Genomic DNA, 16,325 nt, shown 5'->3' with positions numbered 1-16,325 from the left:
CCAGCAGGCAAAGAAAAACGGCCCCCCGATCACTCGGAGGGCCGTCTTATTCAGTTTAACGCGGATCAGCGACCGAACTTCTGGTGCTGGATACGCTTGGGAATGATGCTGTCCGCACCCAGGCGGCGCATCTTGTCCTGTTCGTAGGCTTCGAAGTTGCCCTCGAACCACTCCACATGGCCGTCACCTTCGAAGGCCAGGATGTGGGTCGCCAGACGGTCCAGGAACCAGCGGTCGTGGGAGATGACCACGGCGCAGCCGGCGAACTCCTCCAGAGCCTCTTCGAGGTTCTGCAGGGTTTCGATGTCCAGGTCGTTGGTCGGTTCGTCGAGCAGGATCAGGTTGCCGCCCGAAGCCAAGGTCTTGGCCAGGTGGACGCGGTTGCGCTCACCGCCGGACAGTTGACCGACCTTCTTCTGCTGGTCGCCGCCCTTGAAGTTGAAGCTGCCGACATAGGCGCGGCTGTTAATCTCGCGCTTGCCGACCATCATGATGTCGGTGCCGCCCGAGATGGCCTGCCAGATGGTGTCGTCCGGCTTCAGGTCGTCGCGTGACTGGTCGACGTAGGCCAGCTTGACGGTTTCGCCGACCTTGATGGAGCCGCCGTCGGGCGTTTCCTGGCCGGTGATCAGCTTGAACATGGTCGACTTGCCGGCGCCGTTGGGGCCGATGACGCCGACGATGCCGTTGGGCGGCAGCTTGAAGGTCAGGTTGTCGAACAGGGTCTTGTCGCCATAGGACTTCTTCAGGCCCTCGACTTCCAGAACCACGTTGCCCAGACGCGGGCCCGGCGGGATCTGGATGACGGCGAAGGACTGGGCCTGACGGCTGTTTTCCTGATCGGCGACCATCTTCTCATAGGCGGCCAGACGGGCCTTGGACTTGGCCTGACGGGCCTTGGCGCCCGAGCGGACCCATTCCAGTTCGCGGGTGAGGGCGCGCTGGCGGGCTTCCGATTCCGATTGTTCCTGCACGACGCGCTTGGTCTTGGCTTCCAGCCACGAGGAGTAGTTGCCCTCGTGCGGGTGGCCCTTGCCGCGGTCCAGTTCCAGGGTCCACTTGGTGACCTGGTCCAGGAAGTAGCGGTCGTGGGTGACCAGGATGACGCAGCCCGGGAAGTTCTCCAGGTGGTGCTGCAGCCAGGCGACGGATTCGGCGTCCAGGTGGTTGGTCGGTTCGTCCATCAGCAGCATGTCGGGCTTGCTGAGCAGCAGACGGGCCAGGGCCACGCGGCGCTTTTCACCACCCGACAGGTTGGTGACTTCCCAGTCGTCCGGCGGGCAGCGCAGGGCGCCCATGGCCTGGTCGATGCGGCTGTCGATGTCCCAGACGTCGCCGGCGTCGATCTTCTCCTGGAGGGCGGTCATCTCCTCCATCAGCTCGTCGGTGTAGTTTTCGCCCAGCTCGTTGGCGACTTCGTTGAAGCGGTTGACCCACTGCTTCTCTTCGCACCAGGCCTCGACGTTCTGGCGAACGTTCAGGCTGTCGTCGAGCTTGGGCTCCTGTTCCAGGTAGCCGCGCTTGATGCCGTCGGCGGCGCGAGCCTCGCCCTGGAACTCGCTGTCCAGGCCGGCCATGATCTTCAGCAGGGTGGACTTACCCGAGCCGTTGACGCCGACAACGCCGATCTTGGCGTCGTTGTAGAAGCTCAGCCAGATGTTCTCGAAGATCTTCTTGCCGCCGGGGAAGGTCTTGGTCAGACCCTGCATCTGGAAAATATATTGCTGCGCCATGAGGTGCGGTTTCGCCCTGTCGTCTGATCTGATGGGGAGGTTGGCGCGGGATGTAGCCGTCGCGGACCCTTTGAGCAAATCTCTAGACGTAACGCGGGGCGGTTTGAAGGCGCTGCATCCGTTCCGGCCCGTCGCGGCCTCTACCCGGCACGCCCGTCGGGGGCGGGGGAGCGACTTCCATGAAAACACGGTCGATGGGGGCGTTTCTGGCGACGGCGCTCGTCTGCGCGGCGGGCGAGACGGGGGCGCAGGACCGTGCGTTGTTCGGTCCGGCCATGGACGCCTTTGCGAGTCGGGCGATGCAGCGGGTCGAGGCGGCCCCTGGCCTGGCGTTGGCTGTAGTGGATGAGGGTGGCCTGGTTCACGCTGCGGGCTTTGGCGTGGCGGACGTGGCCACAGGCGCACCGGTGACGACGGACACGCGATTCTACATCGCCTCGGCCACCAAGTCCTTCACCGCCCTGTCCATAGCCGCCATGGCGCGGCGGGTTGAAGTGGACATGGACGCGCCCCTGGCCGACTGGGCGCCGCCGTCCGGCGTGCCGACCGACATCGCCGCCCGGATCACCCTGACCGATCTGCTGAGCCACCGCTCGGGCGTGGACAACGCCCCCATCGCCTTCCGCCTCGCCTATTCCGGCGACTGGACGCCCGAGGTCCTGTGGCGGCTGACCAAGGAGACGCAGCCGCGCGACACCCCCTATGGCCAGTTCGTCTATTCCAATTCGGGCTACAACCTCGCCACCGTGCTGATGGAGCGCCGCTGGGGTCGCGACTGGCGCGCACTGGTCGAAGGCGAGGTGCTGACGCCGCTCGGCATGACCGCCACGACGGCCCGTATCGACGAGGCCCGGATGTCGGGCGCGGTGGTCGCCGCCGGTCATTTCGGCCGCATTCCCGGCCAGCCCGAGCGGTCGCAGTTGCAGAAGACGAACGCCACCATGCAGTCGGCGGGCGGGCTGATCTCGACCGCGAACGACATGGCGCTCTGGCTGGAGGCCCAGATCAACGACGGTCGTGTCGGCGGGCGGCAGGTGTTTCCGGCGGGGCTGGTCGCCTCGACCCATGCGTCGCAGGTCGCTCAGGAGACGACCTTCGGCCCCTATGTCCGCACGGGCTACGGCCTGGGCTGGCAGGTGGGGCGCTATGGCGAGGACGTTCTGATCCACCACTTCGGCAACTTCTCGGGCTTGCGGGCCCATGTCTCCTTTATGCCGGAGCGCCGTCTGGGCGTGGCGGTTATGGTCAACGAGGACGCCTTCGCCGGGGATATGGCTGATCTGGTCGCCAACTACGCCTATGACTGGTTCGCGGGCCTGCCCGACATCGAGGCGGTCTATGAGGCCAAACTCGACGCCTTGATCGTTGAGCGCGACCGTCGCCGTACGGGCATCGCCGGGGCCATGGAGGCGCGGGCGAAACGACCGCGCACCCTGTCGCTGTCGAACGCCGCCTACGTCGGCGACTACGTCAACGACGCCTACGGAACCCTGACGATCCGCGAAGCGGGCGAGCGGTTGTCGGTCGCTACCGGCGTGCAGCAGGCGCTGGCGGAATACTTGACCGAACCGGAGGGTCTTCGGGTCGAGCTGACCCCGTTCCGGGGCGAGGGCGTGGTGTTCAACCTGGACGCCGACGGCCGCCCGGTCTCGCTGACCTATCAGGACGCAGTCTTCGTGCGGCGCTAGGGCCTGGCCGGCAAGACGGCCATCAGAGCGCGGGTGAAGCCGACGGGGGCGACCGTCAGGTGGTCCTCATTTTCGAGCACGGTCGACTGGACGCTGAGACCCGGATAGGCGCGCGATTTCAGCAATCGTTCCATGGTGCGCATGTCGCCGACCATGTCCGCCTCGCTGTTGTGCCGGGCGGTGGGGCCGGGGGCTTCGAAGGCGCCGACGTACATGAAGACCTCGGCGGGCAGGTCGCGGTGGCTGCGGGCGTAGTCCGCCTCCATCTTCATCATGTGGCGCTTGTCGTACCAGAAGGACGGGCTGCCCAGGACATAGCCGCTGAACATCGTCGGATCGGTGAACATGATCTGGGCCCCCAGCAGCCCGCCGTAGGAGTGGCCCAACAGGACGCGGCGGGCCGGATCGGTGCGGAACTTCTGATCCACGAAGGGCAGGGCCTGGGTCTTCAGATAGGTCTGATAGGCCGCGCCGCCGCCGTGCACGGACCCGGCTGAGTTGCGCGGGCCGTTCGGCGTGGGGGTGTAGTCGCGGCGGCGGCTGTCGGCCCCGCCGTCGCCCCTGGCGTAGGACAGGCCGACCAGGATGAACTCCTCGATCACCGGGCCCTCCAGATTCACGCGCCGGGCGATCTGGCGGATGATGGGGAAGGCGTAGTCGGCGTCGGTGACATAGAGGACCGGATAGCGTCGGTTCGGCTCGGCCTCATAGCTGGCGGGCAGGCTGACGAAGACCTCGTATTCACGGCCCGAGACCGGATCGGGAACTGACCAGACCTGGGTGCCCTTCAACACATAGGGCGCGCCCTCGGCGGCGGTTTCGGTCGCGGTTTGTGCGTCGGCCCGTTCGCCGCAGCCTGCGGCGAGGCTCGCCGCCACCAGAATCGTCGCCAGTCCCAATGCCCGCATGGAGGCCCCCTCAAGCTTCACCAGAAGGGCAGACTTCAGGGTGAATGTGGCGCTGAAGGGGCGGTCAGGCGTAGTTGAAGCTGATCGAGATACGCTGTTCCTCGGCGCGGTTGGCGGGCACCTCGTGGCGCAGCCAGCTTTCCCACATCAGGATCGTGCCTGAGGCGGGCTTCAGATAGACGAAGGGCTTCTCGGCCTCGGTCGCCTCGGCGGTCAGGCCGGGGCGGGCCATCATCATGACCAGACGCGGGTCCTCGATCTTCAGCGACGAGGCGCCGTCGGGCACGTGGATGTAGATGGTGCCGGAAATGATGGCGTGCGGGTGGATGTGGCCGGTGTGGCCGCCGCCGGGCATCAGGACATTGACCCACAGGTTGTCGAGCTTGGGCTTCCTCGCCAGATCGAAATGCAGCGCCTTGGCGTAGGCGGCGGCGTGCTTGTCCAGCAGCTTCTTGAGCTCGGCGAACTCGGGGAAGCGGTGCGGCAGGTCGTTGATCGAGCCGTAGGAGGTGTAGCCCGGATAGTGGTTGGCCTTGCACCATTCGATCCCGGCCTCGTCCTCCTCGGCCATGACCAGGCAGAGGTCGAGGATTTCCTCGTGCAGTTCGGGCCAGGCGGCGGCGTCGGCCAGCGAGGCTTCATACACTTGGGTCGGGAAGAGGGGGCGCAGGGACATGGCGGGTTCTTAGGCCAAGCGGACGGCTTCAGAAAGCGGAGGCTTCAGAAAGGCAGGGCCGCCTCGCCGCGCAGGATGGCCTCGGCCTCGGGGCTGTGCTTGGCGTCGGTGCGGTCGTGCAGGACCAGGGGGGGGAGCAGCCGCAGCGGGGCCTTGCCGGTCTTGATGGCCTGAACCATCACCCGCTTGGCGGGCTGGTCGGCGTAGGGCTGGATAGGGCGGATGGCGAAGGAGCCGGCCTTGTCGCCCAGCAGAGCCAGCAGGTCGGCCAAGCGGTCGGCGCGGTGGATGACCACGATCTTCCCGCCCTCGCGCACCGCTTTCAGCAGAAAGCCGGTCCAGGCCTTCAAACCGTCGTCGGCCATCCAGGCGCCCATCTTGCCGGGGCCGGGCGCTCGCAGCGCGCCGGGGTCGTCGAAGAAGGGCGGGTTGCTGATCGCCCAGTCGAAGGTCGGCTGGTCCAGCGCGCGAAACCCCTGCGCCACATCGCCGCTGACAATGGTCGTGCGGTCATCCACGCCGTTCAGTGCAGCGTTCTCGCGCGCCAGTCCGGTGGCGGTCAGGTCGCGCTCCAGTCCGATGAGAAACACGCCCGGCCGCCGCGCCGCCACCTGCATCAAGACCGCGCCAGCGCCGCAACCCGCCTCGATCAGTCGTTCGCCCGGCTTGGCGTCCACAGCGGCGGCCAAAAGCGCGGCGTCCATGCCCGCGCGATAGCCCTTCACGGGCTGGCGCAGCCGGACGCGCCCGCCCAGCAGGGCGGATTCCGCAACTTCGGCGGCGGCGGTAAGGGTTGACCCGGCTTGACCCGTCATGACGCCGCCACCATTGTGCGCCGCATCGCGTTCGGGCAAGCGGATGCGTGTGATTTCCGGGCGAATCTCCCTGTTCGCCCCCTGAGTTGAAAGAGATTTTCGTGGACGCAGCATTCGTCGCCGCTCCCCGCCCCAAGGGCGATGTGGATGCTCTTGTTCGTCTGGCGAAGGACGACATGGCGGCGGTTGACGCCCTGATCATCGCCCGGATGCAGTCCGACGTGCCGGTGATCCCCATGCTGGCCGAGCATCTGGTCTCGGCGGGCGGCAAGCGTCTGCGTCCGCTGCTGACCGTCGCTGCGGCCCGCGCCATCGGCGCGACGGGCGCCATTGAGGGCGCCAGGAAGCTGGCCGCCTCGGTCGAGTTCATCCACACCGCCACCCTGCTGCACGACGACATCGTCGACGGTTCGGAAATGCGCCGCGGCAAGGTGGCGGCGCATCTGATCTGGGGCGCGGCCTCGTCGGTGCTGGTTGGCGACTTCCTGTTCGCGCGCGCCTTCGAGCTGATGGTCGAGACGGATTCCCTGCGGGCGCTCGGCATCCTTGCCACGGCCTCCAGCGTCATCGCCGAGGGTGAGGTGCTGCAGCTGACGCGCGCCCATGACCTGAACCTGGATCAGGACACCTATCTGCAAATCATCCGAGCCAAGACCGCCGAACTGTTCGCCGCCGCCGCCGAGTCGGGCGCGGTGGGCGCCGGCGCGACCGAGGAACAGGTCAAGGCTCTGCGTGACTACGGCATGGCGCTCGGCATCGCCTTCCAACTGGCCGACGACGCTCTGGACTACGGCAGCGACACGGCGACCCTGGGTAAGAACGCGGGTGACGACTTCAACGAGGGCAAGGCCACCCTGCCTCTGCTGCTGGCCGTCCAGCGCACCAAGGGCAAGGAAGACCTGTTCTGGGACCGCGTCATCACCAAGGGCGAACGCACGCCCGAGGACTTCACCCGCGCCCGCGAACTGATCCTGGGCACGGGCGCGGTCGAGGCGACGCTGGACGCCGCCGGCGACTACGCCGATTGGGCCAAGGCGGCGTTGTCGGTCCTGCCGGCCAGCGACTGGCGCTCGGCGCTGCAAGACCTGGCCGACTTCGCGGTCAGCCGCGCGGCCTGATGCTGCTGTCGCTCGTTATTGTGGGGATGCTGACGGCGACCCCGCAAGACTTGCCGCGATTCACCATGACGGCTCAGCCGGGCGACGCCTTGAAGGCCGAGCTGTTTCGCCTGGCGCCCGGTGATCCTGACGCCCAGGTTCGCGATCTGCTGGGCGGAGGCGAGGCGGGCGCGTTCACTCTCAAAAAATCCGGCGCCCTGAAGATGACCTATCGGCGCGCGACAGGGCCGGGGGCCGGCCTGGTCATTTATGCCGGGGCCAATAGCGAGTATCGGCCCGATGCGGCCTGTCTCCTGACCCGCACCGTTGATGGCGATCTCGACAACTCGCGGCGGGCCACGGACTGGTGCCTGTCCTTCATCCTGAAGACAGCGCCGACGTTGAACATTCCGCCGGCGCCGCTCTAGGCGGTTACTTCAGCTACTTCAGGGAAGCGCAGAACTTCTGGATGCGCCGGCAGCCTTCTTCCAGCACGGCTTCCGAGGTGGCGTAGCTGATGCGGAAATAGGGGCTGAGGCCGAAGGCGGCGCCCTGGACCACGGCCACGCCTTCCTGGTTCAGCAGTTCGGCGGTGAAGACCTCGTCGTCGGTGATGACCACGCCCGTTTCGGTCGTCTTGCCGATCAGGCCCTCGATCGAGGGATAGACGTAGAAGGCGCCTTCCGGGGTGGGGCAACGGATGCCGGTCGCCTGGTTCAGCATCGACACGACCAGATCGCGGCGCTTTTCAAAGGCGGCGGAACGCTCGGCCAGGAAGTCCTGCGGCCCGTTCAGGGCCTCGACGGCGGCCCACTGGCTGATCGACGACGGGTTGGAGGTCGTCTGGCTGGCCACCTTGCGCATCAGGTCGATCAGCGGCTTGGGGCCGCCTGCATAGCCGATGCGCCAACCGGTCATGGCGTAGGCCTTGGACACGCCGTTGCAGGTCAGGGTGCGGTCATAGAGGTCGGGCGCGACCTGGGCGATGGTGACGTAGTCGAAGCCGCCATAGACGAGGTGCTCGTACATGTCGTCGGTCAGGATCCAGACCTGAGGGTGCTTTCGCAGCACCACGGCCAGGGCTTCCAGTTCGGCGCGGGTATAGGCGGCGCCGGTCGGGTTGGACGGCGAGTTGAGGATCAGCCACTTGGTCTTGGGCGTGATGGCGGCGTCCAGAACCTCGGGGCGCAGCTTGAAGCCGTCGGCTTCCTCGCCGATCACGGTGACAGGCTCGCCGCCGGCCAGCAGCACCATGTCGGGGTAGGAAACCCAGTAGGGGGCCGGCACGATGACCTCGTCGCCGGGGTTCAGCGTGGCCACGAAGGCGTTGTAGATCACCGGCTTGCCGCCCGAGGCGACGTGGATCTGGTTGGTTTCGTACTTCAGGCCGTTCTCACGCGCGAACTTGGCGACGATGGCGGCCTTCAGCTCGGGCATGCCGTCGGCGTCGGTGTATTTCGTCTCGCCGCGCCTGATGGCCTCGATGGCCGCCGCCTTGATGTTGTCGGGGGTGTCGAAGTCCGGCTCGCCGGCGCCCAGGCCGATCACGTCGCGGCCCTGGCGTTTCAGCTCACGCGCCTGAGCGGTCACGGCCAGGGTGGCCGAAGGCTTGACGCGGGCGAGGGAGGCGGACTGAAGGCTGGACATGTCTATCCCGTCTGGAGGATGTGAAGAGAGCCGGGGAGGCGAGGCTTGATACGCAACCCGGCGCGGGCGCACAACGTTTGTGCGCCTTGCGGACGATCAAAAGGCGATTTGGGCGAAATTAATGCGGCGGATCGTCGATTTCCTGCTGAATATGGAGGCCCAGCGGTGGCGGACCCTGCTGGTCAGCCTGCTGCTGCTCGGGGGAATCATCGCCCTGTTCGCCTTTGGCAAAAGCCATTTCACCCTGGGCGCCGAAGAGAAGCTGGAAGCCTGGCTGGCCGGCTATCGGGTCGGGCCGTGGGGGCTGGTCGCGGCCATCGTCGTTTTCACCCTGTCGGCTTTTCTCGGCATACCGCAGTTCATTCTGATCGCCGCCTGCGTGGTGGCTTTCGGGCCCTGGTTCGGCTTCCTCTACAGCTGGATCGCCACGGTGGTGTCCGCGGCGGTCACCTATTGGCTGGGGCGTGGGCCCACGGCGCGGGCGCTGGAGCGCTTCGGCGGCGGCGCGGCCGAGCGGCTGCAGCGCTTCGTCGGCCGCAACGCCTTTTCCGCCAGCTTCATCATCCGCAACGTGCCCTCGGCCCCCTTCATCGTCGTCAACATGGCGTTCGGCGCGGTGCGGGCCTCGTTTCCGGGGTTTCTGGCGGGGTGCGCCCTGGGCGTCCTGCCCAAGACCGCCCTGGTCGCCTTCTTCGGCGGCTCCTTCATGGCGGCGGTGTCCGGCGACGGGGTCTGGACCTCCTTGATCCTGGCCGGGGTCGCCGTAGGCTGGCTGGCGCTGATGATGGCCGTGCGCGAAGTGGTCAAACGTCGCGAGGCGGCGCGACTTTCAGACGTGGATTGAACGGGAGACGACGATGCTGAAACTCTATTATTCGCCCGGCGCCTGCGCCATGGCCTCGCACATCGCGTTGGAAGAGGCGGGCACTGACTATGAGCTGCAGAAAATCGACCTGCGACAGGGCGAACAGCGCACCCCGGAGTATCTGGCGATCAATCCGGCGGGCGTGACGCCGGCCTTGGCGACTGAGCAAGGCGTCATAACTCAGAACGTCGCCATCCTGACCTATGTGGCTCAGACCCATCCGCAAGCCGGTCTGGCGCCGACCGAGGCCTACGCCTTCGCCCGGATGCAGGCCTTCAACGCCTGGCTGGCCTCGTCCCTGCACCCTGCCATCGGCAAGGTGCTGTTCTCGCGTCCTCCGCTGGAGGGGGCGGTGCGCGCTGAAGCGCTGGAGCAGGCCTTCGCCAAGTATGATCTGGCGGAACAGCATTTGCTGGTCGGTCCCTGGGCGTTGGGCGAGGATCATTCGGTGACGGATGGATACCTGATGGTCTTCACGCGGTGGGCGCGTCAGGCCGACCTGCTGGACAAGGCGCGCTTCCCCCGTCTGAACGCCCATCTGGACCGGGTGCAATCGCGTCCCGCCGTTCAGCGAGCGCTCGCGGCCGAGGGGCTGTCGGCGATCTGACGCATCGAGGTGCAAGCGGGGCTGGAAAGCTTGAGCGGACGGGCTTTCAAGCCTTGCCGTGACAAGGCTGTGATCGGCGAGTCATAGGCGCTTGCAATCGACGCGCCATGCGGGCAAACGGGCCTGTAGTCGGCTCGGCGAGGACGATCAGGACGGCTCGGCGCACATGGGTGCGCGGGGCAGGGGCGTCGCCACAGCGGACGAACAAGACTCACGCCCTACCAGGCCCGAACAAGCGGTAACCGACGCCCATGCTTTCACCCCTCTTCGGCATGATCTCCAATGACATTGCGATGGATCTGGGTACGGCCAACACCCTGATCTACATGCGCGGCAAGGGCATCGTCCTGAACGAACCGTCGGTTGTCGCCCTGCGCAACGTGGGCGGCCGCAAGATCGTCCACGCCGTCGGCCTGGAAGCCAAGCAGATGCTGGGTCGCACGCCTGGCCACATGGAAGCCATCCGTCCCATGCGCGACGGGGTCATCGCCGACTTCGAAGTCGCCGAAGAGATGATCAAGCACTTCATCCGCAAGGTGCATAACCGCAAGGGCTTCGTGAACCCCAAGATGATCGTCTGCGTCCCTTCGGGCGCCACGGCCGTCGAACGTCGCGCGATCAATGATTCCTGCCTGAACGCCTCGGCCCGCCGCGTTGGCCTGATCGACGAGCCCATGGCCGCCGCCATCGGCGCCGGCCTGCCGATCCACGAGCCGACCGGTTCGATGGTCGTCGACATCGGCGGCGGCACGACCGAGGTCGCCGTCCTGTCGCTGTCGGGCATCGTCTATTCGCGTTCGGTCCGCGTCGGCGGCGACATGATGGACGACGCCATCATCAGCTACATGCGCCGCAACCATAACCTGCTGATCGGCGAAACGACCGCCGAGCGCATCAAGAAGGACATCGGCACCGCCCGCGTCCCGGCCGACGGCGAAGGCCTGTCGATCGAGGTCAAGGGCCGCGACCTGATGCAGGGCGTGCCGCGCGAAGTGAAGATGAGCGAGCGTCAGGCCGCCGAAGCCCTGGCCGAGCCGGTTTCGCAGATCGTCGAGGCCGTCAAGGTCGCGCTGGAGGCCACGCCGCCGGAACTGGCCGCCGACATCGCCGACAAGGGCATCATGCTGACGGGCGGCGGCGCCCTGCTGCGCGGCCTGGATGTGGAAATCCGCGACCACACGGGCCTGCCGGTCCAGGTTGCTGACGATCCGCTGTCCTGCGTCGCCATCGGCTGCGGCCGCGTGCTCGAGCATCCGTCGTGGATGAAGGGCGTCCTCGAGTCCTCGCTCTGAGGCTGAACAGCCTGTCGTAGACGCCGTCTTCTTCGGGAATCGGTTTTTGCGATAGGCTCTCACCGCCGGCGAGCGAGGCTCGCCGGTCCCGGATCTCTAGGTAGGAAGGCTGGCCGTGGCGTTTCGCGACGGACCGTTCGAGAACATCAAGGTGCCGCTGGCCTGGACGGCCGCGGTCGTGGTGGTCGTCGGCCTGGTCGGCGCCGGCATGCTTCTGCTTGGCGGTCGCGGCGGCTCTCAGGACATCGACGGCTATGCTCCGGCCCGGGCCGCATTCGAGACCGGCGCCGCCCCCGTGGGCGGCGTGGTCGCCGCGCCTGTCCGCTGGACCGGCAACGCCGTCGAATACGTCAAGGGTTACTTCTTCGCCGTGTCCGAGAACCGGCGGCTGCGCGCCGAGATCGTCGAACTGAGCGCCTGGCGCGACGAGGCGCTGGCGCTGAAGAACGTCAACGCCCGTTATGAACAGATGCTGGGCGTCAAGACCGAGCCGCCCATCCCCATGGTGACGGGGCTGGCCATCACCGATGCTCGCGGTCCCTTTGCCCGCTCGCGCCTGCTGAACATCGGCGCCGCCAAGGGCGTCCGCATCGGCAATCCTGTGCTCAGCGAGCATGGCCTGGTCGGTCGCATCATGGGCGTGTCGTCGGGCAATAGCCGCATGCTGTTGCTGACCGATGTGGCCTCGCGCACGCCGGTTCTGGTGGAACGCACCGACGCCCGCGCCATGCTGACCGGCGATGGCAGCGGCAGCCCGCGCCTTGACTACGTGCGCGGCCAGGGGGCGGTGCAGGAAGGCGACCGCATCATGACTTCGGGCGACGGCGGCGGTTTCCCGCGCGGCCTGCCCATCGGTGTGGCCGCCAAGGGCGTCGACGGGACCTGGCGCGTCAAGCTGTTCAGCGATCGTACCGCCATCGACTATGTCCGCGTCCTGCTGTTCCAGGACTTTGGCCAACTGGCGGACCAGAACGCCCTGAACGCCCCGCCGCTGGCCAGCCTGGCTGTCGCGCCGCCGCCGACTCCGGCCCAGGCCGCCGCCATTCAGGATGTGGCCACCCGCCGCGCCGCCGCCGCCGCCGCGACGGCCGAGCGTGTGCGCGCCGCCAACGCCGCCCCGCCGCCGGCGCCCGTTCCTGCGCCTGCCGCAACGACGACCGCCCCGGCTCGAGCGCCAGCGACGGTCACGTCCCGTCCTGCCGTCACCCGTCCGGCGACGCCTCAGCCGCGCCCCGCGGCGCCCAGGCCGGCGGCGCCCGCGCCTCAGCCCGCCGCCTCCACGTCCGACGCCGAACCCACGCCTGCGGGAGCCGCAGAGTGAGACGGGCGATCACGGTCCGCGTCGTCGGCCCGCTGCAGTGGATTGTCTATCCGGCCCTGGCCGCGATCGCGGTCACGGTGCTGCTGGCCATTCCTTTCCGGCTGTTCGGTCTGAATCTGCCCGAGCCGGTTCTGCCGATCGTTCTGGCCTTCGCCTGGCCCCTGATCCGGCCGTCCATGCTGGCGCCCGCGGTGTTGTTCGGTCTGGGACTGTTTTTGGACCTCTTCTGGGGCGGTCCCCTGGGATTGTGGCCGCTCAGCCTTCTGGCCGTCTATGGCGCCATCCTGCTGGCCTCGAACTTCCTGGCGGGGCAGGCGACCATCGTCCTGTTCGCCCTCTATGTCGCCTCGACGGGCTTCGCCTTCTTCCTGGCCTACATGATCACTACGATGACGGTGGGCAACGCGCCGAGCATCCTGGCCGTCTTGGGGCAGGTCGTGCCGACCCTGTTGCTCTTCCCCCTGGCCGACTGGCTGATCCAGCGATTTGACGACGCCGACGTGCGCTTCCGATGAGCAGCGAACCCCATATCTTCTTCTCGGATGTGAATGAGCGGCAGGGCTCTTTCCTGCGGCGAACCTTCCTGCTGGGCGGGGGCATGGCGCTGGGGACAGCGGCTCTGGTCGGGCGTCTGGCTCAGTTGCAGATCGTCAAGGCCGAGGAATACGCCACCCTCGCCACCAACAATCAGTTCAACTTCCGCCTGGTTCCGCCGCCGCGCGGTCTGATCAAGGACCGCAACGGCGTCACCATCGCCGGCAACCGGCCCAGCTTTCGTGTCCTGGTCGTGCGCGACGAGACCAAGGACCTGGACCAGACCCTGGACCTGCTGGGCCAGCTTCTGCCCGACACCCTGGAGCGTCGCCGCACCCTGATCCGCGAGATCAACGCCGCGCCGCGTTTTTCGCCTGTCCCGGTCAAGGCCGACCTGACCTGGGAGGAATTCTCCAAGGTCAACCTGCACGCCGCTGAACTGCCAGGCGTCATGGCGGACATGAACGAGGCCCGCTACTATCCGTTCGGCGGGGCCTACGCCCATGTGATCGGCTATGTGGCCAAGGTCTCGGATCGCGACGTCAAGGCGATCCGCGACAAGGGCGAGCAGCCACCCTCCATCCTGTTCAATCCCGGCTTCCGCATCGGCCGCCAGGGCATCGAGAAGTCGCTGGACACCGACCTGCGCGGCGAGGCCGGCGGCAAACGGGTGGAGGTGGACGCGCGTGGTCGCGTGGTGGCCGAGGACGTCGCAGGTTCAAAGCCGGCCGTTCAGGGCGCCGAGGTGGTGCTGACGCTGGACAACGACGTCCAGAACCGGGCGCTTGAGGTGTTCGGCGAGGAGGCGGGAAGCTGCGTCGTCATGGACGTGCGCAACGGCGATATCCTGGCCATGGTCTCGTCGCCCTCGTTCGACCCCAACCTGTTCGTTTCGGGCGTGCCGTCGAAGATCTATCGCGCACTGGCCGATTACGAACGTCGTCCACTGCTGGACAAGGCTCTGGGCGGCACCTTCGCGCCGGGCTCGACCTTCAAGCCGGTCGTGGGTCTGGCGGCGATGAAGCGGGGCTGGGACCCCAACCGTCGCGTGGTCTGCAACGGCAGCTTCTTCCTGGGCCGGCGTTTCGCCTGCCTGGGACGGCACGGCGCGCTGGATCTGCGCGGGGCCATCAAGGCGTCGTGCAACGTCTATTTCATGACCATTGCGACCGAGTTCGGCCCCGACGCCATTGCTGAAACCGCGCGCGAAATGGGGTTCGGTCAGAGCTTCGACATCGGCCTGACAGGCCAGAAGGTCGGCCTGGTGCCGGATCGCGAATGGCGCCGCAGAAACCCTGTGCGCGGCGACGGCAAGTGGTATCCGGGCGAGACGCCAAGCTATGGCATCGGGCAGGGCGCGCTGAACGTCAACGCCTTGCAACTGGCGGTCTATACTTCCCGCATCGCCAATGGACAGAAGGCGGTGACGCCGCGTCTGATCAAGTCGATCGGCGGGGTGGAGCAGACCTCCGGCACGGCGTTCGCCGACCTGCCGTTTGATCCCGCCCTGTTGAAGGTGCTGCGTGACGGTATGGAGGCCGTGACGGACGTGGGCGGCACAGGTTTCCGCAATAGCCAGCTGGGGCTCGGCGCCGTCCGCATGGCGGGCAAGACCGGCACGGCCCAGGCCCAGAACTATGGCGCGGGATCGCGCAAGGGGGCAGGGCGACCCTGGGCGCAAAAGGACCACAACCTCTTCATCGCCTACGCCCCGACCGACAACCCGCGTTACGCCGTGTCGGTGATCGTGCAGCACGGTGGTCTGGGCGGCGGCACGGCCGGTGCGCCGCGTGCGCGAGAGGTCATGAAGGTGGCGCTGCTGAAAGACCCTGAGATTCGCGCCCGCATCGAACAGGCGGGCTTTGAAGCACCCGAAGACGCCGGCGCGCGTGAGGCCGAAGCGCGCGGCGAGCCTGTCGATGCGCCGACCCTTGAAGCGCCCGCCGTCGAAGTCGCCGCGCCCCCGCCGGAGCCTGCCCAGTGACCGCTTCCGCCCTGACCCGTCCCGGCGAACGCGACCGGATCTCCAGCAAGCTGGCTGAGCTGGACTGGCGCGTCATTGGCCTTCTGTGCGTCCTGGCCGGAATCGGCACGGCCATGCTGTATTCAATCGCCGGGGGCAGCTGGTCGCCCTGGGCGTGGAAACACCTGCTGCGCTTCGGCGTCCTGCTGGTGGCCATGATCGGCCTGGCCATGGTCCATCCCAAGTGGTGGTTCCATGCGGCCTATCCGGTTTACGGGGTCCTGCTGCTGCTGGTGCTGATGATCGAGTTCACGCCGCTGGGCTATACGGCGGGCGGCGCCAAGAACTGGCTGAATCTGGGCTTTATGCGCATCCAGCCGGCGGAGTTCGTCAAGATCGGCCTCGTTCTGGCTCTGGCCCGTTGGTACCACGGTCACTCGGCCCAAGACGCCCGCTGGTCCTGGAAGTTGCTGATCCCGGCCGGCATGATCGGCGTGCCTTTCCTTCTGGTGGCCAAGCAGCCTGATCTGGGCTCGGCCATGGTCATCGGCCTGACCGGCGCGGCCGTCATGTTCATGGCGGGGCTGAGCTGGCGCGTGATCGCGGCGGGCGCCGCGGCCGCCGTGGCGATCATTCCGCCTTTCGTCATGTTCGTCATGCACGACTATCAGCGCAACCGGGTCCTGACCTTCCTGAATCCCGAGGCCGACCCCTCGGGTACGGGCTACAACATTATTCAGTCCAAGATCGCGCTCGGTTCGGGCGGTCTGCTGGGCAAGGGCTATGGCCTGGGCAGTCAGAGCCAGCTGGAGTTCCTGCCGGAACGCCATACCGACTTCATCTTCTCGACCGTGTCCGAGGAGTTCGGCTTCCTCGGCTCCTTCACCGTCCTGGCCTGCTATCTGGCGCTGATCCTGATTTCTCTGCGGATCGCCTCGCTGTCGCACAGCCATTTCGGGCGCATCAGCGCAGCGGGCATGACGGCCTTCCTGGCCATCTTCATCCTGATCAACGGGGCCATGGTGATGGGGCTGGCGCCGGTCGTGGGCGTGCCCATGCCGCTGCTGTCCTATGGCGGTTCGACCATGATGACGGTGATGATCGGTTTCGGCCTGATCCTGTCGACCCACGTCCACCGCTATGTCGAACTGCCGAAGGGGCAGGGGCTGTTCTGATCGC

The 16,325-nt window shown here is 67.0% G+C and carries 15 protein-coding genes; 10 read left to right on the top strand and 5 right to left on the bottom strand.

Annotated features, from left to right (window positions below):
* Positions 1 to 65 precede the first annotated feature (65 nt).
* Complete coding sequence (gene ettA / locus IFE19_RS10500) at positions 66 to 1,733, bottom strand: energy-dependent translational throttle protein EttA (RefSeq protein ID WP_207822093.1); 1,668 nt, start codon at positions 1,731 to 1,733, stop codon at positions 66 to 68.
* Positions 1,734 to 1,912: 179 nt separating this feature from the next.
* Here ettA and IFE19_RS10495 point away from each other — a divergent pair, with 179 nt between their 5' ends.
* Entirely contained in the window at positions 1,913 to 3,421 is a 1,509-nt protein-coding gene (locus IFE19_RS10495) for a serine hydrolase (protein WP_207822090.1), read from the top strand.
* Here the strand turns inward: IFE19_RS10495 and IFE19_RS10490 are convergent.
* The 3 genes from IFE19_RS10490 to IFE19_RS10480 all read right to left on the bottom strand — a co-directional run bounded on the left by IFE19_RS10490 (position 3,418) and on the right by IFE19_RS10480 (position 5,820).
* Positions 3,418 to 4,329: an alpha/beta hydrolase gene (locus tag IFE19_RS10490; protein ID WP_207822088.1), complete on the bottom strand. Its 912-nt coding sequence runs from the start codon at positions 4,327 to 4,329 to the stop codon at positions 3,418 to 3,420. The genes IFE19_RS10495 and IFE19_RS10490 overlap by 4 nt on opposite strands.
* Positions 4,330 to 4,393: 64 nt before the next feature.
* Positions 4,394 to 5,005 (bottom strand): TIGR02466 family protein, encoded by a 612-nt coding sequence (locus IFE19_RS10485; protein WP_207822087.1) that lies wholly within the window; start codon positions 5,003 to 5,005, stop codon positions 4,394 to 4,396.
* Positions 5,006 to 5,049: 44 nt separating this feature from the next.
* Complete coding sequence (locus IFE19_RS10480) at positions 5,050 to 5,820, bottom strand: tRNA1(Val) (adenine(37)-N6)-methyltransferase (RefSeq protein WP_207822085.1); 771 nt, start codon at positions 5,818 to 5,820, stop codon at positions 5,050 to 5,052.
* Positions 5,821 to 5,963: 143 nt separating this feature from the next.
* Here IFE19_RS10480 and IFE19_RS10475 point away from each other — a divergent pair, with 143 nt between their 5' ends.
* Together IFE19_RS10475 and IFE19_RS10470 are read left to right on the top strand one after the other, a co-directional pair.
* Complete coding sequence (locus IFE19_RS10475; protein WP_207827559.1) at positions 5,964 to 6,938, top strand: polyprenyl synthetase family protein; 975 nt, start codon at positions 5,964 to 5,966, stop codon at positions 6,936 to 6,938.
* Between the two features lie 89 nt (positions 6,939 to 7,027).
* Positions 7,028 to 7,345 carry a hypothetical protein gene (locus IFE19_RS10470; protein ID WP_225910242.1) on the top strand — a complete coding sequence of 106 codons (318 nt, stop codon included), beginning with the start codon at positions 7,028 to 7,030 and terminating at the stop codon, positions 7,343 to 7,345.
* Positions 7,346 to 7,358: 13 nt separating this feature from the next.
* Here the strand turns inward: IFE19_RS10470 and IFE19_RS10465 are convergent, their stop codons facing one another.
* Positions 7,359 to 8,564: a pyridoxal phosphate-dependent aminotransferase gene (locus IFE19_RS10465; protein ID WP_207822082.1), complete on the bottom strand. Its 1,206-nt coding sequence runs from the start codon at positions 8,562 to 8,564 to the stop codon at positions 7,359 to 7,361.
* Between the two features lie 121 nt (positions 8,565 to 8,685).
* Here IFE19_RS10465 and IFE19_RS10460 point away from each other — a divergent pair, with 121 nt between their 5' ends.
* The 7 genes from IFE19_RS10460 (at position 8,686) to rodA (ending at position 16,321) form a co-directional block, all read left to right on the top strand.
* Entirely contained in the window at positions 8,686 to 9,408 is a 723-nt protein-coding gene (locus tag IFE19_RS10460) for a TVP38/TMEM64 family protein (RefSeq protein ID WP_207822079.1), read from the top strand.
* Between the two features lie 13 nt (positions 9,409 to 9,421).
* Positions 9,422 to 10,036 carry a glutathione S-transferase family protein gene (locus IFE19_RS10455; RefSeq protein ID WP_207822078.1) on the top strand — a complete coding sequence of 205 codons (615 nt, stop codon included), beginning with the start codon at positions 9,422 to 9,424 and terminating at the stop codon, positions 10,034 to 10,036.
* Positions 10,037 to 10,287: 251 nt separating this feature from the next.
* On the top strand, positions 10,288 to 11,328 hold the full coding sequence (locus IFE19_RS10450) for a rod shape-determining protein (protein ID WP_207822076.1): 1,041 nt from the start codon (positions 10,288 to 10,290) through the stop codon (positions 11,326 to 11,328).
* Positions 11,329 to 11,443: 115 nt separating this feature from the next.
* Positions 11,444 to 12,649 (top strand): rod shape-determining protein MreC, encoded by a 1,206-nt coding sequence (gene mreC, locus IFE19_RS10445; RefSeq protein ID WP_207822074.1) that lies wholly within the window; start codon positions 11,444 to 11,446, stop codon positions 12,647 to 12,649.
* A complete protein-coding gene (locus IFE19_RS10440; protein ID WP_225910241.1) occupies positions 12,646 to 13,164 on the top strand; it encodes a hypothetical protein in 519 nt (172 codons plus the stop codon). Before mreC ends, IFE19_RS10440 begins: the two co-directional genes overlap by 4 nt.
* Positions 13,161 to 15,167: a penicillin-binding protein 2 gene (gene mrdA, locus IFE19_RS10435; RefSeq protein ID WP_207822072.1), complete on the top strand. Its 2,007-nt coding sequence runs from the start codon at positions 13,161 to 13,163 to the stop codon at positions 15,165 to 15,167. Before IFE19_RS10440 ends, mrdA begins: the two co-directional genes overlap by 4 nt.
* On the top strand, positions 15,164 to 16,321 hold the full coding sequence (rodA, locus tag IFE19_RS10430) for a rod shape-determining protein RodA (RefSeq protein ID WP_207822070.1): 1,158 nt from the start codon (positions 15,164 to 15,166) through the stop codon (positions 16,319 to 16,321). The genes mrdA and rodA overlap by 4 nt, the downstream gene beginning before the upstream one ends.
* Positions 16,322 to 16,325: the final 4 nt, after the last annotated feature.

This window comes from Brevundimonas pondensis (genome assembly GCF_017487345.1).
GTDB lineage: Bacteria > Pseudomonadota > Alphaproteobacteria > Caulobacterales > Caulobacteraceae > Brevundimonas > Brevundimonas pondensis.
The sequence above is the reverse complement of the archived record's forward strand: the minus strand, read 5'-3'. Positions and strand labels throughout refer to the sequence as shown.